Source organism: Paenarthrobacter sp. AMU7, assembly GCF_041200195.1.
In the GTDB taxonomy this organism is placed as follows: Bacteria; Actinomycetota; Actinomycetes; order Actinomycetales; family Micrococcaceae; genus Arthrobacter.
This window is the reverse complement of sequence record NZ_CP165735.1, coordinates 1246909-1268244: the sequence shown is the minus strand read 5'-3', so window position 1 is coordinate 1268244 and position 21336 is coordinate 1246909. Positions and strand designations below refer to the sequence as shown.

Annotated in this window: 13 protein-coding genes; 1 reads left to right on the top strand and 12 read right to left on the bottom strand. The window is 63.3% G+C overall.

The features are described from left to right. Positions 1–67 precede the first annotated feature (67 nt). The 12 genes from ABQM86_RS05930 to speB all read right to left on the bottom strand — a co-directional run bounded on the left by ABQM86_RS05930 (position 68) and on the right by speB (position 19127). Complete coding sequence (locus ABQM86_RS05930; RefSeq protein ID WP_207596623.1) at positions 68–2302, bottom strand: McrB family protein; 2235 nt, start codon at positions 2300–2302, stop codon at positions 68–70. A 73-nt stretch (positions 2303–2375) separates the two neighbouring features. Next, positions 2376–2948 (bottom strand): DUF1349 domain-containing protein, encoded by a 573-nt coding sequence (locus tag ABQM86_RS05925; protein ID WP_369746149.1) that lies wholly within the window; start codon positions 2946–2948, stop codon positions 2376–2378. Positions 2949–3066: 118 nt separating this feature from the next. Continuing rightward, positions 3067–5001, bottom strand: a complete 1935-nt coding sequence (locus tag ABQM86_RS05920) for a DUF5107 domain-containing protein (protein ID WP_369746148.1) — start codon at positions 4999–5001, stop codon at positions 3067–3069. Position 5002: 1 nt separating this feature from the next. Further along, a complete protein-coding gene (locus ABQM86_RS05915) occupies positions 5003–8110 on the bottom strand; it encodes a glycoside hydrolase domain-containing protein (RefSeq protein ID WP_369746147.1) in 3108 nt (1035 codons plus the stop codon). 102 nt (positions 8111–8212) lie between these two features. After that, on the bottom strand, positions 8213–8977 hold the full coding sequence (locus tag ABQM86_RS05910; protein WP_369746146.1) for a copper homeostasis protein CutC: 765 nt from the start codon (positions 8975–8977) through the stop codon (positions 8213–8215). Between the two features lie 9 nt (positions 8978–8986). After that, positions 8987–9403, bottom strand: a complete 417-nt coding sequence (locus ABQM86_RS05905) for an acyl-CoA thioesterase (protein WP_369746636.1) — start codon at positions 9401–9403, stop codon at positions 8987–8989. A 74-nt stretch (positions 9404–9477) separates the two neighbouring features. Beyond that, on the bottom strand, positions 9478–11556 hold the full coding sequence (locus ABQM86_RS05900; protein ID WP_369746145.1) for an ABC transporter ATP-binding protein: 2079 nt from the start codon (positions 11554–11556) through the stop codon (positions 9478–9480). Further along, complete coding sequence (locus tag ABQM86_RS05895; protein ID WP_207596619.1) at positions 11553–13286, bottom strand: ABC transporter ATP-binding protein; 1734 nt, start codon at positions 13284–13286, stop codon at positions 11553–11555. Before ABQM86_RS05895 ends, ABQM86_RS05900 begins: the two co-directional genes overlap by 4 nt. A 256-nt stretch (positions 13287–13542) precedes the next feature. Beyond that, positions 13543–15669, bottom strand: a complete 2127-nt coding sequence (locus ABQM86_RS05890; protein WP_369746144.1) for an MFS transporter — start codon at positions 15667–15669, stop codon at positions 13543–13545. 8 nt (positions 15670–15677) lie between these two features. Further along, the gene (locus ABQM86_RS05885) at positions 15678–16160 is read right to left on the bottom strand and encodes a MarR family winged helix-turn-helix transcriptional regulator (protein ID WP_207596617.1); all 483 of its coding nucleotides are present in this window, start codon (positions 16158–16160) and stop codon (positions 15678–15680) included. A gap of 208 nt (positions 16161–16368) precedes the next feature. Then, the gene (locus ABQM86_RS05880) at positions 16369–18069 is read right to left on the bottom strand and encodes a thiamine pyrophosphate-binding protein (protein ID WP_369746143.1); all 1701 of its coding nucleotides are present in this window, start codon (positions 18067–18069) and stop codon (positions 16369–16371) included. Continuing rightward, entirely contained in the window at positions 18066–19127 is a 1062-nt protein-coding gene (gene speB, locus ABQM86_RS05875) for an agmatinase (RefSeq protein WP_207596615.1), read from the bottom strand. Before speB ends, ABQM86_RS05880 begins: the two co-directional genes overlap by 4 nt. Before the next feature lie 221 nt (positions 19128–19348). Here speB and ABQM86_RS05870 point away from each other — a divergent pair, with 221 nt between their 5' ends. After that, the gene (locus ABQM86_RS05870; protein WP_337340880.1) at positions 19349–21322 is read left to right on the top strand and encodes an amino acid transporter; all 1974 of its coding nucleotides are present in this window, start codon (positions 19349–19351) and stop codon (positions 21320–21322) included. Positions 21323–21336 lie beyond the last annotated feature (14 nt).

Below are 21336 nucleotides of genomic sequence, written 5' to 3'. Positions count from 1 at the left end.
GATCCGGCCCGCGCTGGTGACCCGGGCGGCGCTGGCGGGCGCCCGGCCCGGCCGCGGCGGGATGGCCTTAGCGGGCTGCAAGACGTCCCAGCAGCTGGTCCAGGCCGAAGCGCTCCTCCAGCTGTGCCCGGTTCAGTTGCCCGTGGTAGTGCTCTTCCAACAGCGGCATGAGCTCGTATTTCCAGATCCGGCGCAGGCCCGTGGGGTTCTGGGCGGCGTTCTTCATGAAATACGACGGCCCGATCATCAGGTCCCGGTCCCAGTCGTCAATCGCGTCGTTGAGCGCATCCAGCAGGTCCGCGTTGAGCGTGTCCAGCCCCCGCGCTTCTAGGAACCGGCGCAACGTGCCGCGGATCGGTTCCTCCTTGGGGTGCAGCTCGATGAACGCGAAACGGCGGCGGATGGCCGCATCCATCATGGCGATGGAACGGTCAGCGGTGTTCATGGTGCCGATGATGTAGAGGTTGTCAGGCAAGCTGAACGGCTCATTGGGGCTGTATTGCAGGTAAATCCGGTCGTCCCGGTACTCAAGCAGGAAGTACAGCTCACCGAAAACCTTGGCCAGGTTGGCGCGGTTCATTTCGTCGATGATGAGGAAGTACGGCTTATGCGCGTTTTCCGGTTTGGCGGCTTCCTCCGCGAGCCGGCGCAAGGGTCCCGCCACGAGCTTGAAGGAGACCTGGCCGTCGTCGGTCTTGTCCGGGCGGTAGCCCTCGAAGAAGTCCTCGTAGGCATACGACGGGTGGAACTGGACCAGCTTCACCCGTTCATCGGTGTGATCGCCCGCGAGCTCGGCGGCAAGGTGTTTGGCGAGGTACGTCTTACCGGTTCCCGGAGGACCATAGAGAACCAACTGCCGGTTCTCCTCCAGCAGCTCCGCGATCTCCTCGAGGGGTTCGAGGTCCATGTGCAGGGACGCTGCAAACTCTTCGGTCAGGGGCCGGAAACCTTGTTGGACAACCTCGACGACGGCGGTGGGCGGGGCCTCGTCCTCGCCGTCGGTTTCGGCTTCTACCGGGAGCAGTTCCTGCAGGGCCTGGATGACCCTGGTGACATCCACCAGGATCCCGGGCGTGGACAGTTGACGCTGGGCATGCCGCGGAAGTTCGGGGATGGCGTAACTGTCATCGAACCAGCGGACCTTGCGGCGGATGCGGCGGTTGTCCTCGTGGTGTTCGGGCTCGCCCAGGACAACGCCAACACGGACCCTGCCCGCATGCTGGTAGAGCGTGAGATCGCCCGGTTTCATCACCGTCAGGAAGGCAAAGACGGCGGTCTTGGTATCCTCGCGTTCCACATAGCCAAGGTGTTTGTAGTCCTCGTCCACGGCGTGCTGGACCACGCCTGCAGTAACGCCTGCCGTCAGGGTCCGCAGGTGTTCCACATCCAAGGTGGCCTTCTCTTCGGCTACCCAGGCAGCCAAGAGGTCCGCATTATCGTGATGGGTGCGCAGGAGCCAGGAGCGACGACCTGGATCTCCCACTTTGCGCCATTGGCTCACCAGTTGGCGGGCGTACCAGTCGATGCGCTGCCCGGCTTGTTCGTCCAGGTGCAGGCGGATGCGGTGGATATCCGCAGTGATGTCCTCGTCCGAGTCACCCTTGGCTCCGCCCACGAGCGAAGCAAAGGCGTCCCGGATCTCCTGGCGTTCTACATCGGCCACCACGGGCTCAAAATAACTGGGCCACACCAGGTACTCGATGCTGCGGCGCAGGGCAGGTTGGTCTTCGGGTGTTGCGGCTGCGAGTTCGTGGAACTTCAGCGGGTCCTCAAGAGCCTGATTGATGGTGGCTGTGCTCTGGCGGTCCACGTGGGCCACAAAGCGGCACAGCCACTTCAAGTGATCCCAGATGGTCCAGTTGAACTCCGCCGTACGGTCACGGATGACTCCATGGTCCGTCATGCCCTCGTAGAGTTCTTCAGGCAGCTCAATGGCCGGCTCAACCCAGGACGCGGCCTCGGCAACACGGGCACGCTTCACCCTGAGGGACTTGACCTCGTGCGCGAGCGGCAGCGACTGCAGGAACAGCAATTCCACAGCCAACAACTTGGCCTCACGCGACGCGCCTTCCAGGTTCTGCCGAAGATTGGTCATCATGGGAGCTTTGGAATCTTCCACCCCACGCTCAAGCCGTTCCAGCAGCTCACCGGCGGCATCCGCTGTCCACGTCAGTGTCCGGCCGTCCAGCGCCGAAGGTCTCCCCTGCAGCGCCGGACCGAGCACGTACCAGGCCGCGTCCTCGATCTCCTTGGAGACTCCGGGGGCGCGGTCAATGGCAGGTTTCACGGAGGGAATCACCATGCCAACTTACCTTGTTTGGTTTACCCAAGCATCTGGATATCCACAGGCAGCCGCTCCACCCGTTTGACCCGGGCTAACTTCCGTCGCGCAAATCTGCCGGAGGTTCTTCCGTCCATTCGATGGCGTCAAAACGCGCCTCGCAGCTCTCTCCCATGGGCGCCTGCGACATGAACCCGACGTGCACGGGTTTGTCCGAATCCAACCTGAACAGGCGGACAAAGGACCATTCCCTGCCATCGGCTGATGAGTGGAACGCCCACGCTGGACCAACCCTGCTGACCCGCAAATAGATCCAAGGCGCCGTAACCAGCGGGCCGTTGGAATCGTCGGAATATCCGTTGGTGACCACGCTGACCACCATGGCTTCCCCTTGCGGCGAGTACTCGAAGCAGAGCTTGGCCCAATGATCGCTGTCCGCCCACAACGTCAACACGCCGGCGTCGAACGTTGTCCTGGGCGAGGCCACCAGAACCCGGGCCGAGAGCGAGAAAGCCGCCGGCGCCCTGAAGCCCAGCGCCGTGGCCGCATGCTGCGGCTCCCCGCCCAGGGAATCGTTGGTCCAATCGACGCCGGGAGCTGCCGTGAGCGTCAGCGTCCCCTCCGCCTCGTCGTAGCTCACGTGTCCAAGCGAAGACGTCCACTCCATCTGCGGCAGTCCTGGTATTTCGGGGATCAATCCGTGCTCCGTTCGTCGTCGCTGATTCGTCCAGAACACGCTTTCAGACATTGACCCGGATGTGCGGGAGGCCACACCGGGGCAGGGGTCAGTGCATTCCGAATTGGTAAGGAGCCGGAACAGGCTGGTCCGGGCAGACTTCTTCCCACAGGGCCGCGATGGCGTCTTCACCTTCACGTAGGTCCGGAATCTCCACGCCCTCACGCAGGATCGCGGCCGCCTCCCCCGGATTTCCGGTTCGTGCAAGCGCCAAGGCCCTCAGGAACCGCAAACGTCCGACGCCGATCCCCTCCTTGGGCGCCGATGCACTCAGTTCCAGCGCCATGGCCGGGTCACCGTGCCGGATGCTGAGGGTGACGGCTTCGGTCAGCAAGGCTGCGTTTGAAGGGTCGCTGTCCACTCCGTTCCTGAGCTCGGCGAGCCCTTCCGTGTCCTGGCCGCCGGCTAGCAGCGCCAATCCCAGCCCACGATGTGCGAGCGCCTTTGTCCCCGGCGTGGCGTCCGTGGCCAGCACCTCGCTGTAGGCAGCCTTCGCTCCCTCCAGGTCCTGCCGGGCGTGCCTCATGGTGGCCAGATGCAGTTTCGCGCCAGGGCTGTCCTGCCGTGCCAGCAACTCCTCCCAGTCCGCCCCGGCGACGAAGCTGGGCGCGCCGTCGAACGCTTTTCCTTGCAGTAGCCCAAGCCAGGGCTCCTGCTCCCCTGTGACGCTCTCATCCATGAATGGGGTTCCGGTCTCATCGATCCACGCCCTGCCTGTTTTCAGGCGGCGCGCACGCTCCACCACGCCCCACCCGCTGCCGCGCAGCAGCATTGTCGACGGTGGGACGTTGGCGTCGGCAATGGCTGCGGGAAGCATCGCTTCGAGTACGTCGTGCGGCAGAAGCTGCTCCAAACGTTCGCCGGCGTGTGCCACCGCGGCGTCCCAGTCGGTGCCATGCGATGCGTCCGGATCCAGATGCCCGTTCCCGTACGCCTCTACCCACGCCCACTCCGCGCCGGCTGGCATCACCAGGTGTTCAAACTGCGTCTGGGCCAACCCAGCCTGGATCTCGGCATAAGGCCCGGCACCGGGGCTTAACCACTCCTGCCACCGTTTCCCGCCTTGGCCCTGGCCCCACACGAAGAGCTTCTTTCCCCTCAGGAGGTCCGTTGACAGCATCGCCAGCCCATCGCCGTCGTCATCTGCGGCCACAACCCAACGCCGCTCGGAGGGGTCGATGTCGAAGAAAAAGTCAGCCGCGTGCGGGCTGTTGACCAGCCACGTGCCGTCATAGCCTTCGTGGTTGGTGGGTCGGACGCGGGTGATGTCCGTGGTGTAGTCGCTGCCGTAGGCTTCGCCCGCCGGCGCGATCACGCGGGTGCCGGCCGTTTCCGGGATGGCGGCGTTGCTCCACCAATACATGGGAACGTCATGGTCGTTGGGGTTCCGCAGCCGGACGGCGGCGAACAAAACGGCTGAGTCTTCCGGCAACCAGATGTCCACTTGGAACACCACTTCCCGCAGCCGTTCGAACTCCCACATCCGCAGGATGTGCTTCCCGCCCGGGGTGTGCACGATCGCGGTGTGCAGCGGATCGCAACTTGTGGGCGAATGGCCGCGGGTACCGATGTTCCATTCCAGCCCGCCCGCGAACCACGCCTTGCGCAGCGCGATGTTGGCCAGCTGCGGGGCGTCGTGGGTGTGGAGGAGCTGTTTGCCCGTCGCTTTGTCCAGCAGCTCCCAGATGCGCCCGCCCAGGGACGGGAGGACTGTCACCTTGAGCTTGCTGTTTTCAAGCACGACGGCGGGGACCTCCCGGGGTGCCGCGTCGCGGCTGTACCCGTCCTGCATGAGATACGGGTAGACGTTGGGCACCACACCATAGCGGGCCGACGCCTGGAGTTCCTCCGGGACGCCTTCGCCCACGGTGTAGGGCTGGTCAAGCTCGGCGGCTACCACGGGCAACGGGTTGAGCGGACCGAGCTCGGCCATGGTCAGGGTAATGGTGGTGACGGTGAGGTTCGAGCTGGTAGTGGTGGCCACGTCAGTATCCGATCGTGAGGAGGAGGCCGCGCTGCGGATCAAGGGTGATGGAATCGCCGGGCGCATAGCTCGCGGCGGGTTGGAAACCGGGGATCGCCGGGGCGATGATGCGGCTGGTGGCGGCAGCGACGTCGTCGAACAGCAACCTCACGTGTTCAGTGTGCCTGGCCCAGGAAGCCAGCGCCACCACCATTCCGCGTTCCGTGAGCCAGGTGGTGGCCCGGATGTCCGGATGGCTGGACCGCACGGGTGATTGCGGGTCCCAGAACCCCTGCATGTGGGCGTGCTCCAGCCCGGTTTCGGACCAGAATTCCCAGAGCGGCCGGTTGTCGACGGCGGGCGCCCGGCCGGTCATGCCGAACACCATTCCCCGCCACGGATTGCCGCCGCCTTCCAACATCTCGCCCATAAGCCCGAACGGAATGCCGGACAGTTCCACCAGCCAATACTCGGGATCGGTGGAGTCATAGTCGAAATACTCCCCCAGCCAGAGCCTGTCCACATGGGGAAGCTGCTCCATGTACAGATTGGCCGAGGACGCGTACCCGTCGTGCGCCGTGAACTGGTTTGCAGAGTGAAGGTCTATCTCGGGACCGTCCACGCCACGGGCGTGGCAGGCCCTCTCCAGGACCTTGCGGACCCGAAGCATCGCGTGGCGGTCGTAGGCAATGTCGTCAAGATAGATGCCGTCGATCCCATCCTCCCCGCTGGCCAGCTCCTGCAAGCTGCGAACGTAGAAGTTCTCCCACCGGGACTCACCCGTCGTCACCACTGCGATGTCCTCCACATCAGGAGCGAACCAGGCGGACACGTAGCCGTTCCCGGCATGCTCCTGGAGCCAGATGTGTCCCTTGCCCCGGCCGTCGCTGAAGATCTCGTGGTCCAGTTGCAGCAGCGGCAATAACTCCGGGCTGTGGAACGTGAGCTCACGGACCGTGTTGTACACCTTGGCTTTCAGTCCGTGCCGGTGGCATTCGTCGATGTACTTCCGCAGCGGGTCCGCAGTCAGCAGGGGGTCGTTGATATAGGGCGCCGGTGCCGTGGCGTGGTGGACGTTGACTACCGTGGCTCCGGCAGCTGAGATGTCCGCGGGGGCCGCAGGCTGATGGAAGTAGCGCTTGGCCAAGTGGCGGCCGGGTTGGAGTGGTTTGAACGGTGTCAGGAGCAGGCGAAAGTTGAAGTCCAGTGGCTCGTTCGCCGCGAGCGTCCGGGCGCCGCTGAAGGCGTTCAGTGTCACGCAGCCCCCGCCGGTCCGGAGGGTGACCCCGCCGCGGACTGTGCTTTCGCCGCCTGCCTCCTGCCGATTGGCCCAGGACACCGGTTCCACCAACGGCTTTTCCCGGTAGAAATTGGTGTTCAGAGGCCGCTCGTAGCTCCCATCCCGAAGGGCCACCTGTATCCCCACGTTCACGTTCCCGAGCCATAGCGCATCTTGGTTCTTCGTCGCCACGTCCCACGTCCAGTCCAAGGACTCCGGACGCCGCCCGCCGGGAAGTCCCAGGCCCATCGCGAGCGGAACCGCAGCCTCTTGAAACTCAAGCTGCAGGCCGACGTCGTTCACGTCCGTGGTTCCCCCGGGACTGAGCCGCAGCGAGTACGAAACCGCTCCTTCGGCGTCGAGCACGCCGTTCAGCTCCAGAGCCAGCACGGCCTTGGCCTCCTTCAGCCCCGTCCACGTGGATCGCCACGAGATCCGGGCTGGCCCCTCCTCTCTGAAGGCTATTGGTGCATAGCTCCATTCGATGCCGTCGACGTCCAGGCGTATCGGGCCACTGAAGAGCTCGACGTCGGGACCGTCCGTTGCGGTCACGGCGGCGGTGAAGGTCGACGTCACCTGCGCAGGGAGTCCCGACTCCGCCAACCGCAGGGACCTGCCCAGAATCCCCAGCGTCCTGCTGGATTGGTCCAGCGTGATGGCCGTGAAAGGGCTGACGAGCTCCGCATCCTGGGCCACCCGCGAATCCAGCCACGCCAAGCGGCGCAGCAAACGGGGATCGCCGAAGCCGCCGGCGGCAACCGCCGGGTCCGCACCGCTGTCGGCGGCCACGTCCAGCCTGACCTCAACCTCTTGGGCCGCTTGGCCGGCGGCAGTGACCCTCAGCAACGCTTCCAGAGTGGTTCCGGCTCTTTCCTGGGGGACCGGCAGAATCACATACAGCGCCTGCACCTGTCCGGCCGGAACAGCCAGGCTGGTGTGCCACGGCTTCCCAAGACGGTCTACGCCATCGGTGTTGAGGCAATGACCGCCGGCCGACGAGGTGACGTCGACCCTCACGCCGTGCAGATCCTCCAGCGCGTAGAGGCCTACCTGGACCACGTAGTCCTCCCCCGGTTCTGCACTCGCGTGGAAGCTCCGCTGCGGTCCATTGATGACCCAATGCGCCGGCAGATCCCCTTGCATGGAGACCGGATTCAGCCGGTCCTCGGGGAAAAGCAGGAAAGCCTCGCCCGCATGTCTGGTGTTGAGTACTTCCGCCTCGTCCGCCCGGGCCGTGAAGTTCATCGGAGCGAAGGAGTCGCGTCCGCTGGCGGCTTCATAGCGGAGGACGGTTGCCTGGGGTAGTTCGTTGTCCGGATGTTCGGCGTCAGCCGCCTGCCACCACGGTGAAGGCACGACGCCGGCGGCCCATCCAGGCTCTGCCGATGGACGATGCGGGAGGTACTCAGCTTGGGGGTAGTGGGGCTTCCCCAGCATGGCGTAAGGCAAGTAATAGAAGAAATAAATCCCGTGGCCGTCGATCGCTTCGAAAACGATGCTTCCGGACTCACGGGTGGCCACTTCCACGATCACGTTCCGGACCCTGGAACCGGTCCTTTCCGAGACGACGATGACGTCCACCGACGCCGGGTCCTTGTCCTGTCGACGCCATGGGAGGACCACCCTGTGGGCCTGACCCGCGCCGTGGGGGGCTTCCACAACTTCCACGACGAATCGGTGGTTTCCATAGAGCAGCTTGTCCCATGCCCCCAGGCCACATTCCACCTCCGGGTGGCCTGTTGTCCTGTTGCTTGGGGTGATGATGGGTGGGGACGTGACGGCCGGTGAAACCGGCGTGGGCAGCGGCATCGCTGGGACTCCTGAAGGGTAGCGTCCGGGGCTTTTCACCACGTTGGTGAATCCTTACATCATCCCGGCCTTCAGAGGGCTCGTAAAGGGTTATTGCGATGCGTACTTACTGGGATTTCTGCCCCAAGACGGTGGATGTCTGGGTTATCTTGCGGCGGCCAGGTCCAGCGCGTTCACCATCGCCTTTGCTGCCCGAACCACTTCGCGGTCGGTGACGGTGTAGGCGGTGGGGTCTGCCCCATCCTGGGCGCCAAGGGAGATGGCACCATCCCCGAGGGTGGATACCGTCTTCTTGGCGGACAAGTGAACGGCGGACAGGCCCGCGGCGTGCATGGCAGGGATGTCTTCAAGGGTCAATCCTCCACCAGCCATGATTTCCACAGCACCCCCGAACCGTTCTGCCATTGCAGCCAAGGTCTTCAGACCCGCACCAGCGGTGGCTTCGTGTCCGGACGTCAGGACCCTGGTGAAGCCCAGCTCAACAAGCTGCTCCAGCACGGCCAACGGTTCCTTGGATTGATCGATGGCCCGGTGAAAGGTCAGCTGGGCTCCGGGGTTGGCCGCCCTGGCGGCCTCCACCAGGCGCTGGATCGTGTGAACGTCCAAATCTCCGGACGGAGTCAGCGCCCCCACCACCACCCCATGGGCACCCTGCGCCAGAAGGTGGCGGATCTCATGGACCATCGTGTCCACGTCCGAGGCTGAGTATCGGAAGTCGCCGGGCCTGCAGCGAATCAACGGATGGATCTCCAGACGGCCGTCAACGTGCTCCATGCTGGCTTCCATGAGCCCCTGGCTGGGCGTGATGCCACCCAGTTCCAGGCTGCTGCAGAGCTCCACCCTGTGGGCTCCCTCAGCGGCAGCGGTACCCGCACCGGCGGCACTGACCACGGCAATTTCAAGTTTCATGCTGAAACTCTACGCGCGGTAACGCTCCAACTTTTCCTTCTGCCCGGGAGTGAGCCTGAGGACCCGGCCGGTGTCCTCGGCAACGAACGCCAAGTGCGTGGTGGCCTTGACGCAATCCTCCCGCGTAACGGGGTCCTTGATGACGTAGTGAAGATCGAAGCTTGCGCCTTTGACGGCACCAACCCAGATCTCCACGACAGCCGGCATGTTGCGGTACTCCAAGGTCCGGACATACCGGACCTTGTGCTCCACCACGAGTGTCATGATGCCTTCTTCAACGTCGTTGAAAAGGGCAGCTGGAGGCTCTACGCCGGGAAGTCCCGCGCCGCGGGGAGGCCCGAAGGCTGCGATGCGGGCCTCCTCCAACATGCGAACGATCTGCACATTGTTGATGTGTCCATAAGCGTCCATGTCACCCCAGCGCATGGGTACAAGGACCTCAATGCGCTGGGGTGCAAGGGAATTCCGTGCAGGTTGCCCGGTCTTCAATGAATCGGTACTCAGCTGTGCACCGCCGTCGAATCATTCACAGCGGTCTCTTCCTCGCCGGCGAACTGCGACATGTACAACCGGTAGTACGCGCCTTGGAGGGCGAGCAGTTGGGTGTGGTTGCCCTGCTCCACGATCTTGCCGTTCTCCATAACCAAAATGGTGTCAGCGTCCCGGATGGTGGAGAGGCGGTGGGCGATCACGAAGCTCGTCCGGTCCGTGCGGAGGGCAGCCATGGCCTTCTGCAGCAGCAGTTCGGTGCGGGTATCCACGGAGCTGGTGGCTTCGTCCAGGATCAGCAACGAGGGATCGGAGACGAAGGCCCGGGCGATCGTGATCAGCTGCTTCTCACCAGCACTGACGTTGTTTCCTTCTTCGTCAATGATCGTCTGGTAGCCGTCAGGCAGTGCACGGACGAAGCGGTCCACGTAGGTGGCCTTGGCCGCCTCCATGATCTGCTCCTCTGTAGCGTCCAGGTTGCCGTACTTGATGTTGTCGTAGATGGTCCCGCCGAAGAGCCAGGCATCCTGCAACACCATGCCCACCTTGGATCGAAGCTCGGAACGGGTGAGGTCCTTGATGTCCACGCCATCCAAGGTGATCCGGCCGGCGTTGAGCTCGTAGAAACGCATCACGAGGTTCACCAAGGTGGTTTTACCGGCACCCGTGGGTCCTACGATGGCCACCGTGTGGCCAGGTTCAGCCGAGAAGGACAGGTCCTCAATGAGCGGTTTGTCCTCCACGTAGCTGAACGAGACGTGCTCGAACTCAACGTGACCATCGGTCTTGGAAGGCAGGTGACGTGTGCCGTTTTCTTCGACTTCTTCATCAGCATCAAGGAACTCGAAGACGCGCTCGGCAGAGGCCACGCCGGACTGGAGCATGTTCGCCATACCGGCGATCTGGCCCAGGGGCTGGGTGAACTCACGCGAGTATTGGATGAATGCCGTGGCATCGCCCAGGCTCATGGAGCCCGACGCAACCCGGAGGCCACCCACCACGGCGATGCCGACGTAGGACAGGTAGGACACGAAGTTCATGGCGGGGAAGATGACGCCGGACACGAACTGCGCACCGAAGGAGGCCTTGTAGAGTTCCTCGTTCTTGTCGTCGAAACGCTCCAGCATGTCGGCATCGCGCCCGAAGACCTTCACGAGGTCGTGGCCGGAGAACGATTCTTCGATCTGGCCGTTCAGTGCGCCGGTGTTCTTCCACTGTGCTGCGAAGAGTTTCTGGCTGCGGGCACCAATAACACCTGCCACGATGCCGGACAACGGCAGGGCGATCAAAGCAATCAGCGCCAACTCCCAGGACACGATGAACATCATGACCGTGATGCCAAGGACTGTGAGCACCGAGCTGACCAACTGGGAGAACGCCTGCTGGAGGCCTTGCTGGACGTTGTCGACGTCGTTGGTGACGCGGGACAGGATGTCACCGCGCTGGCGGGTGTCGAAGTAGTTCAACGGAAGCCGGTTGAGCTTGGCCTGGACGTCGTTGCGGAGCTTCTTGATGACCCGCATGACGATCCTGTTGAGCAACCACCCCTGGGCCCACAGGAAGATATTGGCCACAAAATACATGAGGAGCACGATCGAAATCAGGAACGTCAGCTTGGGGAAGTCGATCCCGTTGGTGAGCTCCATCTTGGAGACCATGTCCGCAAAGTTGCCCTCGCCCTGCTGGCGCATAAGCTCCACGAACTGCTCTTTGGAGACGCCCTCAGGGATCTGCTTGCCCATGACGCCCCCGAAAATGACGTCCATGGCATTGCCCAGGACCTTGGGGGCGATCACGTTAAGGACCACCGATACGATGACGAGCCCGATCACGATGTACACGCCAACGGCCTCGGGCTTGAGCAAGCCCATGAGTCGCTTGGCGGACGGCCAGAACTCCTTGGCCTTCTTTGCCGGGACATCGCCGAACATGCCGCCATCGGCTTCTGAAGGGACGTATTCCTCTTCGACGAAGTCGTCGTCGTCAAGTGCTTCGGTTGCTGCTTCAGCCTCGGCTGTAGCCTTGGCATCCTTTGCGGCTTGTGCTTTGTCAGCCCAGCCGCGCTTCTTCTGCTGGTCCTGCTCGCTCATGCCACTTCCTCCACGCTCAGCTGGGATTCAACGATTTCCTGGTACGTGGGTGACGTCTCAAGCAGTTCGTCGTGCGTTCCGCGGTCAACGATCCTGCCGTTATCCAGCACAAGGATCTCGTCCGCGTCCGCGATGGTGGAGACACGTTGGGCCACAATAATGACCGTCGCATCCCGGGTTTTGGCCTTCAGGGCCTTTCGGAGCCGGGCGTCCGTAGCGACGTCCAAGGCAGAGAATGAGTCATCGAACAGGTAGACGTTGGGTTTCGTCACCAAGGCACGGGCAATGGAGAGTCTCTGGCGTTGTCCACCGGAGACGTTGGTTCCGCCCTGGGCGATGCGCCTGTTCAGGCCCGAAGACTTTTCCTCCACGAAGCCCTTGGCTTGGGCGGTTTCCAAGGCATCCCAGAGTTCCTCGTCAGTGGCGTCCGGTTTGCCAAAGCGCAGGTTGTGCTCGATGGTTCCGGAGAACAGATACGGCTTCTGCGGAACGGCCGATACCCGGCTGGTGATCTCTGAGGCATCCATGTTGGTGACGGGGACGCCGTCGAGCAGTACTTCGCCGGAGGCGACATCGTAAAGTCGCGGCAGCAGCGAAACCAGGGTGGTCTTGCCGGCACCCGTGGAACCAATGATGGCCAGGGTCTTGCCCGGCTCAGCAGTGAAGGAAATGTTGCTCAGCACCGGAGCCTCGGCACCGGGGTACTTGAAGGTGACGTCCCGGAATTCGACGCGTCCCTTCTTCTCTGCGGGAACCACCGGCGAACTGGGGTTGTGGATGGACGGCTCGACATCGAGAACCTCGCCGATGCGGTCTGCACAAACCGACGCACGGGGGATCATCATGGCCATGAACGTGCCCATCATGACGGCCATCAGGATCTGCAGCAGGTACTGGAGGAATGCCGTGAGCGCACCCACCTGCATCTCGCCGGAGTCCACGCGCTGGCCGCCGAACCAGAGAACGGCAGCAGTGGAGAGGTGGAGGATCATGCCGATGGCCGGGAACATCAGCACAAACAGGTTGCCGATTTTCACGGATACAGCCGTGAGGTCGTCATTGGCATCGCCGAAGCGCTTGGCCTCGTGGGGTTCACGCACAAAAGCGCGAACCACCCGGATACCGATGATCTGCTCCCGCAGCACGCCGTTGATGGCATCGATCTTGGTCTGCATGGAGCGGAAAAGCGGCATGAGCCGGACCACAAGGTAGCCCACAACCGCTACCAGGACGGGAACGGAAACCCACACGAGCCAGGAGAGGTTGAGGTCCTCGCGGAGCGCCATAATGATGCCGCCAACGCACATAATAGGCGTGGACACCATGAAGTTCAGGCCCATGAGCACCAACATCTGAACCTGCTGGACATCATTGGTTCCACGCGTAATCAGTGTGGGAGCACCAAACTTGTTGACATCCTGGGCGGAGAAACTACTCACCTGACGGAAGACGCTGCGGCGCAAATCCCGACCGATCGCCATGGCAACGCGGGAGCCGAAGTACACGGCGACGATGGCAGTGAGCACCTGCCCAAGGGCGACGGCGAGCATGAGCGCACCCGTCTGCCAGATGAAATCGGTGTCGCCTCGGGACACTCCCTCATCAATGATTCTGGCGTTGAGGCTGGGGAGATAGAGCGTGGCGATGGTGGACGCCAGCTGAAAGATCAGCACGGCCACAATCTGCGGCAAATACGGCTTGGAATAGCGCCGTATAAGGGTGACAAGCATGCCCACGGGTCCTTAGAAAAAGTGCGCGAATGAGATAAGAGAAGTGTTGCAGCAAGGGCTGACAGTATTAGCCTCCCTACTCTACGAAATCCGTTGCCCGGGCGAAACAACCTACGGAAAAGATCATCCCAGCGGAGTATTTGCCGTGTCGCAGGTGACCGGACGGCAGCCGGCACCAGAGGCCCGGAGACAGCAAAAAAGCGCCGGCTGGAATCCCACCCGGCGCTTCCGTCCGCCTCTCTTCAGCCCGGCGGTGTCAGCCTGCGTGCTTGCCGTGGTCCGGACGCGCTTCCACGCCTTGGATAAGCAGTAACGCCATCCGTTCCTGCTGCCGGCGTTCCCGCTTCAGTTCCTTTCGGATTGCTGCGAGTTCCTCGGCGGTGCTGGCCTGCTGTTCAGCGATGGCCTGCTGCTCCCGCAACCTCGCCTGCAGTTCGACGTTGGCACGGCTCAGCTGCAACTGCTGTTCGGCCAGGACGTACTGGGTGCGTGACAGTTGCTCCTGCACTTCCCTCACGTCATTTCCCGCATGCGGGCGTTCCTGCGTAAGGATCCTGGCGAACTCAAGATCCAGGTCGGAGCCGGAGTCCGGACTGGAGGTAGTGCGTTCGGTCTGCGGAACCTGACGTTCGCCCACCGGAACCTGACGCCCGGCACCCAGGGTGCCGGCGCCGTCGTCGTCCGCGTTCAGACCGTCAGCAGTCAGACCGGCAGTCTTCAGATCCTCCGCCTTCAGCGCGTCCATCGACGCCGTGTCCAGGGACATCCCGGCGTCCGAGGAGGCCGTCGCAACAAGTTCCTTCTCCGGAGCTGCATCCACGGTTCGGCGCAGCGGCCGTTCCTTGATGAAGAGCACTGCCAGGAGTGCCACGACGCTGATGATCGCGGAGATCAGGAAGATCTGGGCAGTCGCGTCGCCATAGGCAGCCCTCATGATGTCGGCGACGGGGGCGGGCATATCGGCCAGGTCCATGCTGGCACCGGAGGCACCGCCCTGGACAGGAATACCCGCAGCCGCCATGCCTTCAACGGCCAGGTCTTTCACATGGGTGGACATGATGGCGCCCAGGACGGAGACACCGATCGCGCCACCGACCGAGCGGAAGAACGCCACCGAAGCACTGGCCGTTCCGATGTCCTTGGCCTGGACCGTGTTCTGCACGGCCAGCACCAGGTTCTGCATCAGCATGCCAAGGCCCAGGCCAAAGACGCCCGTGTAGATCGCCACGATCCACAGTTCCGTGGTGTGGTCCATGGTTCCAGCAAACGCCAGCCCGCCGATCAGCAGGACGGAGCCGGCGATCAGGAACCTCTTCCACTTACCGAAGCGGCTGATCAGGATGCCGGATGCGACCGAACCAATCAGGTTGCCGGCGATCATCGGAAGCGTCAGCAGGCCCGCCTCTGTGGGCGTAGCGCCGCGGGCAACCTGGAAGTACTGGCCCAGGAAGGTAGAGGAACCGAACATGGCGATGCCGACGGCAACCGAGGCAACAATAGCCAATGCCGTGGTGCGCTCGGAGATGATCTTCAGCGGAATGATCGGCTGTGCAACTTTGGTTTCCACGAACACCAGGACGGCCAACAGGGCAACGCCGCCACCCACCATGAGGGCCGACTGCCAGGAGAACCAGTCGTAGTAGTCCGGGTTGCCTGCGAAGGAAACCCAGATCAGGAGCAGGCTCACGCCGGAGGTCAGCAGGATGGAACCGAGCCAGTCGATCTTGGCGGGGCGTTTGATGTGCTGGATCTTCAGGGTCACCTGGAGCAGGATGAGTGCGACGACGGCCAGCGGTACGCAGACGAAGAACGTCCAGCGCCAGCCGAGCGGGCTGTCAACGATGAATCCACCCAGCAGCGGGCCACCCGCGGTGCCTACAGCCATGACGGCGCCCATGTAACCGGAGTACTTGCCACGATCGCGCGGCGGGATCATCGAACCGATAATGGCTTGCGCCAAGGCCGTGAGGCCACCCATCGCCACACCTTGGATGACGCGGGCGGTCAGCAGCAGCGGGATGGTTTCGGACAGGCCCGCCATCACCGAGCCGGCCACGAAGATGATGATGCTCAGCTGGACCAACAGCTTCTTGTCGAAGAGGTCAGCGAGTTTGCCCCAGATGGGCGTGGTGGCCGCGTTCGCAAGCAGCGCGGCGGTAATGACCCAGGCGAAGTCGGTCTGCGTGCCCTTGAGCTCGGACATGATGGTGGGCAGGGCGTTGGCAACAATGGTGCTGCTGAGGATCGCCGTGAAGAAGGCTGCAAGGAGCCCGGTGAGGGCTTCCATGATCTGCCGGTGGGTCATGGGCGCGGCGGCCTTGCTGGCCGCAGGGCTCACTGAGGCGTCCACCGCCTTGGTGTTCTGAACTGCTGGTGTGGCCATGGTGGCTCCTAAGCTGTCTGGTGTGTTGTGATGGAGCCGGCCGCCGTTGCCCGGATTGAGTCCTTGAGGGACACAGTGAGTTTGTTGATGACCTGGGAGGCCTCGAGGGCGTCTGCCTCGCTCCAATCCGCCAGGTAATCCCGCAGTCTCACGCTGCGTTGTTCTTCGAATTCGCGCAGCTTGGCCGCGCCACTTTCTGTCAGGGCGAGGAGTTGGGCCCTGCCATCCGCAGGATCCGGTCGCCGCACCACAAAGCCAAGGTCCTCAAGCTCGGTGACATGCCTGCTCAGGACCGGAGCGCTGACGCCCAGGCGTGTGGCCAGTTGGGTAGCCCGGGCCTCCCCCTCGCCAATGAACCGCATGACCCCTTGGAGCGCCATTCCGACGTCGGGAACGCGGGCCATGTGGGCGGTCACCACGCAACGTAGGGTGCGCTGGAGGTCGAAAATTTGATGAACAAGATCTGTTGCCGTGGCCGAACCGACGGACATGGAAAACACCCCTCTTTTTGTTTGCCTAAAGCAACTATAACTCAGATTGATTGCTTTGGGAAACTAAAGATGGCTTGGACTGGTGTTGCGGGGCCTGCTCGGCGCTCTGTCTCCCAGGATTGGGGCGCAGAGCAGGCCCCACAACGCAAGCAGCCCCCGCACGGTATTCCGTGCGGGGGCTGGCTAGGGGATATTCAGTCGCGGCTGCTTAATCCAAATGCGTGGGGCCGAACATCTTCAGCAATGTTTCAACCACGACGACGTTGGGTCCGTCCGCTTCGAAGGAGGCCTTGAGCGCGTCGCCCACTTCTTCCGGTGCTACCCGGCGTGCCGGGACACCGAAGGACTCGGCAAGCTTCACGAAGTCCGGACGGGCAAGTTCGGTGGCAGTGGCCTGGCCGAAGGCACCCACCATGTACTCCCGCAGGATGCCGTAACCGCCGTCGTCCACGATCAGCCACGTGACCGGGACGTTGTGCTGCTTGGCCGTGGCGAGTTCGGAGATGGAGTACATCGACGAGCCGTCACCGGACACAGCCAGCACGCGACTCGGTTTGCCCGTGGTTTCCAAGCCGACGGCACCACCGATGGCAGCCGGGAAACCGTAGCCGAGGCCACCGGCGCCTTGGGCGGAGTGGAACTGGCCCTGCCGGGCGTCCCAGCAGCTCCAGCCCCAATAAGCGGAAATGGTCATGTCCCAGAACGTCTGCATGTCGGCCGGGACGGCCTCGCGGATGTCCGACATGAACTTCAGTTCCTTGGCAAGGTCCTGGGATTCCAGGCGGGCCTTGACCTTGGCCAGAGAATCCTTGACTACGTCTTCCGGGCTGGTGCCGTGCCAGGATCGCGTCACCTTGTCCGCGGCCCCTGCCGCCGCGAGGGCTTCGTCCAGTGCTGCGAGGGCCTGGCCGGCGTCGGCACGGATGCCCAGGCCCGGCCTGTTGGATTCGAGGACACGGGGTTCGGCGTCGATCTGGATGATGCGGCCGCGGGGTTCGAACGTGAAGTAGTTGGATGTCACTTCGCCCAGCGACGAGCCGATCACAATGAGGACGTCGGCGTCTTCCAGGACGTCGGTCATGTACCGGTCCTCGATCCATGACTGCAGGGACAGCTCATGGGTCCACGGGAACGCACCGTTGCCGCCCGGAGTGCAGATGACCGGAGCACGGAGCTGTTCGGCGATGGAGAGCAGCGACTTCTCAGCACGGCCACGGCGTGTACCGCCGCCTGCGATGATCGCCGGACGTTCCGCCGTCGAAAGCCACTTCACGGCCTCGCGGATCAGCTCGACGCGGGGCGGGTTGTCGAATGCCTCGGCGAGGGCGTCCTCAACCGGGGGCACCATGATCGGGTCCAGCAGGACATTCTGCGGGATTTCGATCCAGACCGGACCCTGCGGCGAGGAAATCGCTTCGGTCCAGGCGTCCTGGATGGCCGACGGGATACCGGAGGCGTGCTGGATCAGTCGCTGGCTCTTGGTGACGTTCGCGGCCGAAGCCTTCTGGTCATCAAGCTGGTGCAGCATGCCCTTGCGACGTGCACCCAGGCCATCGAGCGGGATCTGGCTGGCGACAACCACCATGGGAACGCCCGTGGCGTAGGCCTCCTGCAAACCTGCCAGGGACGTCAACGCGCCCGGACCGGTGGACAGGAACAGCACACCTACCTCGCCGGTGGCGCGGGAGTAGCCGTCGGCGGCGAACGCCGAGTTGTTCTCCACACGGGAGGAGACAAAGTGGAGGTTGCCGCGGCCCATGGCGTCAAAAAGACCCAGTGCGTGCTGGCCTGGAATACCGAAAACGGTTTTCGCGCCCAGCGCTTCAAGGGTCTCGACGACGAGGTCCCCGCCGTTACGCTGGTTGGTCCCCTTGGTGGGCGCTGCCGTGCCGGGATCAAAATCAATCATCGCTGGTCTCCCGTTGCCTTGGCGAGCTCCGCGATGCGGGCGCCCAGTGCCTGCTGTGCATAACCGTTCGGGGCACCTTGGCGGTCACCTTCGACGGCGTTGTCGGCCATGAGGGTCACGAGCTCGTAGGCTACGTGGCTGCCTGCCACACCGGTAATTTCTGCGTGGTCATACGCCGGGGCGACTTCCACGATGTCGGCACCGACGAGGTTCATGCCGCGGAAGCCACGGATGATTTCGAGGAGTTCGCGGCTGGTGATGCCACCGGCCTCGGGGGTGCCGGTACCCGGGGCGTGGGCCGGGTCCAGGACGTCGATATCGACTGAGATGTACAGCGGACGGTTGCCGATGCGGTCACGGATCTTGGCCACAGTTTCCAGCACGCCCTGGTAGTAGACGTCTGCGGAGGTGACGATTCCAAAGCCGAAGCGGTGGTCGTCGTCGAGGTCCTTCTTGCCGTACAGCGGGCCGCGGGTACCCACGTGGCTGATGGCTTCGGTGTCCAGGATGCCTTCCTCGACGGCTCGCCGGAAGGGCGTGCCGTGCGTGTACTCGGCACCGAAGTAGGTGTCCCAGGTGTCCAGGTGTGCGTCGAAGTGAAGCATGGCAATCGGCTCACCGGCGCGCTCGGCGGCTGCGCGGAGGAGGGGCAGGGCAATGGTGTGGTCGCCACCCAGGGTGACCAGCTTGCTGCCGTTGGCCGTGAGGTCCAGGGCGTTCTGCTGGACGGTTTCGATGGCCTCGTTGATGTTGAACGGGTTCACGGCCATGTCGCCGGCGTCGGCAACCTGGATGTTCTCGAACGGGCTCACGTCCCAGGCGGGGTTGTACGGGCGGAGCAGGCGGCTGGCCTCGCGTACGTGGTTGGCGCCGAAGCGCGCGCCGGGGCGGTAAGAGACGCCGGAGTCAAAGGGAACGCCAACTACCGTGACGTCGGCTTTGGAGACCTGATCCAGGCGGGGCAGACGGGCATAGGTGGCGGCACCGGCATAGCGCGGGATGCGGGACGAATCGATGGGACCAAGGTTGCCGTTGGCCTCAATACGGAGCTCTTCCAAAATGCGCCACTCCTTAGTGGATAGCTGGGATAACTGTGACACCCATCATACACTCAAAGTTGCCTAATATGCATCACCTGTTTACAAGTTGATTTTGATGGCGCGCTTCATGAGATGCCGGTCACAGTGGGCGTAAAGATTCCATAAAAACCGGGGTCCCGGCGTCGAAAGCGGCCATACGCTCCTTGCGGAAGCAGCACCGTGCTGCACGAAAGGACACAGTGACAACCTTGTCGAGGCCTCCGGCCGATCCGGCCAACCGGCCAAAGAACTCCTTCAAGCTCAAGCCCTGGCTGCTGGAAGGAATGCCGGACACCTCGGGCAAGAGGCAAGGCCCCCACGGCCGCCCGTCGGACGCCCACAAGCCACAAGCCTGGTGGAAGGTCATGTGCCTCACCGGCCTGGACTACTTCTCCACGCTCGGCTACCAGCCCGCCATCGCCGCACTGGCAGCGGGCCTGCTGTCCCCCTTGGCCACCCTGCTCCTGGTGCTGGCAACCCTGGCCGGCGCACTGCCCGTCTACCGGCGCGTGGCCCGCGAGAGTCCTCGCGGCGAAGGCTCCATTGCCATGCTGGAACGACTCCTCCCCCGCTGGGGCGGCAAGCTCTTTGTCCTGGCCCTCCTGGGATTCGCCGCCACGGACTTCATGATCACCATCACGCTCTCAGCTGCCGACGCCACAGCACACTTGATCGAGAACCCCTTCGCGCCGCACTTCCTGGAAGGCCAGCACGTTGTCATTACACTGGCTTTGATCGCCGGGCTGGGTGTGGTCTTCCTTCGCGGATTCAAGGAAGCCATCAATGTGGCAGTGGTACTGGTGGCAGCGTTCCTGGCACTGAACCTTGTGGTCATCGTCGTATCCATGACCCACCTCTTCACCGAAGCCGGAGTCATTACCGACTGGTGGACCGCACTCACCACCTCCCACGGCGACCCCATCATGATGATCGCCCTGGCCCTTCTGGTCTTCCCACGCCTGGCACTGGGGCTCTCCGGATTTGAAACCGGCGTGGCCGTCATGCCCCAGATCAAGGGGCACGCCACAGACACCGAAGCCAACCCCGCAGGCCGGATCAAGGGCGCCCACAAGCTCCTCACCACGGCCGCCATCATCATGAGCTCGTTCCTCATCACCTCCAGCTTCACCACCGTCATGCTGATTCCAGCCGCCGAGTTCCAGGACGGTGGCAAAGCAGAGGGCCGCGCGCTCGCCTACCTTGCCCACAAGTTCCTCGGCGACGGCTTCGGTACCGTCTACGACGTCAGCACCATCGCCATCCTCTGGTTCGCCGGGGCGTCCGCCATGGCCGGGCTGCTGAACCTCGTTCCGCGATACCTGCCCCGCTACGGCATGGCCCCCGCCTGGGCCCGGGCACTGCGCCCGTTGGTCCTGGTGTTCACCGTGATCGCCTTCATCGTCACCATCATCTTCCAGGCCGACGTCAACGCCCAGGGTGGCGCGTATGCCACCGGCGTACTGGTCCTGATCACCTCTGCTTCCATCGCAGTCACCCTGTCCGCACGCCGAAAGAAGCAACGTGGCCAGTTCATCGGCTTCGGAATCATCTCCCTCGTCTTCATCTACACCACAGTGGTCAACTCGATCGAGCGTCCTGACGGCCTGAAGATCGCGGCACTCTTCATCCTGGGCATCATGGTGGTCAGCTTCATCTCCCGCATGCGGCGCGCCTTCGAGCTCCGGGCCACCCACATCAAAATGGACGAGAAAGCCCTGGAATTCACCGCCAATGCTTCCGAGGGGCCCGTCCGGATCATCGCGCATGAACCCAAACACCTCAGCGCCAGCAGGTACCGCGAGAAGCTACAGCACGCCCAGCAGGCCAGCCACCTGCCCGTCGACTGCGACGCCGTCTTCATCGAGGTCATTGTGGATGACAGCTCGGACTTCGAACAGGAACTCCAGGTTGTGGGCAAGATCCGGCACGGTTTCAAGATCCTTGAAGTACACAGCAACAACGTCCCCAACACTGTGGCGGCCGTGCTGCTCCACATCCGGGACGTCACTGGATTCATGCCCCACATCTACTTCCGCTGGACCGAGGGCAACCCGATTTCAAACCTCAGCAAGTTCCTCTTCTTCGGCGAAGGCGAGATCGCGCCGGTGACCCGGGAAGTGCTGAGGGAAGCCGAGCCGGACATCACCCGCCGGCCGTGGGTGCACGTGGGCTGACCGCATCAGCGGCG

Coding starts and splice junctions, on each gene's coding strand:
- ABQM86_RS05880 (WP_369746143.1), bottom strand. CDS start 18,069: ATGATTGATTTTGATCCCGGCACGGCAGCGCCCACCAAGGGGACCAAC.
- ABQM86_RS05925 (WP_369746149.1), bottom strand. CDS start 2,948: ATGGAGTGGACGTCTTCGCTTGGACACGTGAGCTACGACGAGGCGGAG.
- ABQM86_RS05885 (WP_207596617.1), bottom strand. CDS start 16,160: ATGTCCGTCGGTTCGGCCACGGCAACAGATCTTGTTCATCAAATTTTC.
- ABQM86_RS05900 (WP_369746145.1), bottom strand. CDS start 11,556: ATGAGCGAGCAGGACCAGCAGAAGAAGCGCGGCTGGGCTGACAAAGCA.
- ABQM86_RS05905 (WP_369746636.1), bottom strand. CDS start 9,403: ATGCGCTGGGGTGACATGGACGCTTATGGACACATCAACAATGTGCAG.
- ABQM86_RS05890 (WP_369746144.1), bottom strand. CDS start 15,669: ATGGCCACACCAGCAGTTCAGAACACCAAGGCGGTGGACGCCTCAGTG.
- ABQM86_RS05930 (WP_207596623.1), bottom strand. CDS start 2,302: ATGGTGATTCCCTCCGTGAAACCTGCCATTGACCGCGCCCCCGGAGTC.
- ABQM86_RS05910 (WP_369746146.1), bottom strand. CDS start 8,977: ATGAAACTTGAAATTGCCGTGGTCAGTGCCGCCGGTGCGGGTACCGCT.
- ABQM86_RS05895 (WP_207596619.1), bottom strand. CDS start 13,286: ATGCTTGTCACCCTTATACGGCGCTATTCCAAGCCGTATTTGCCGCAG.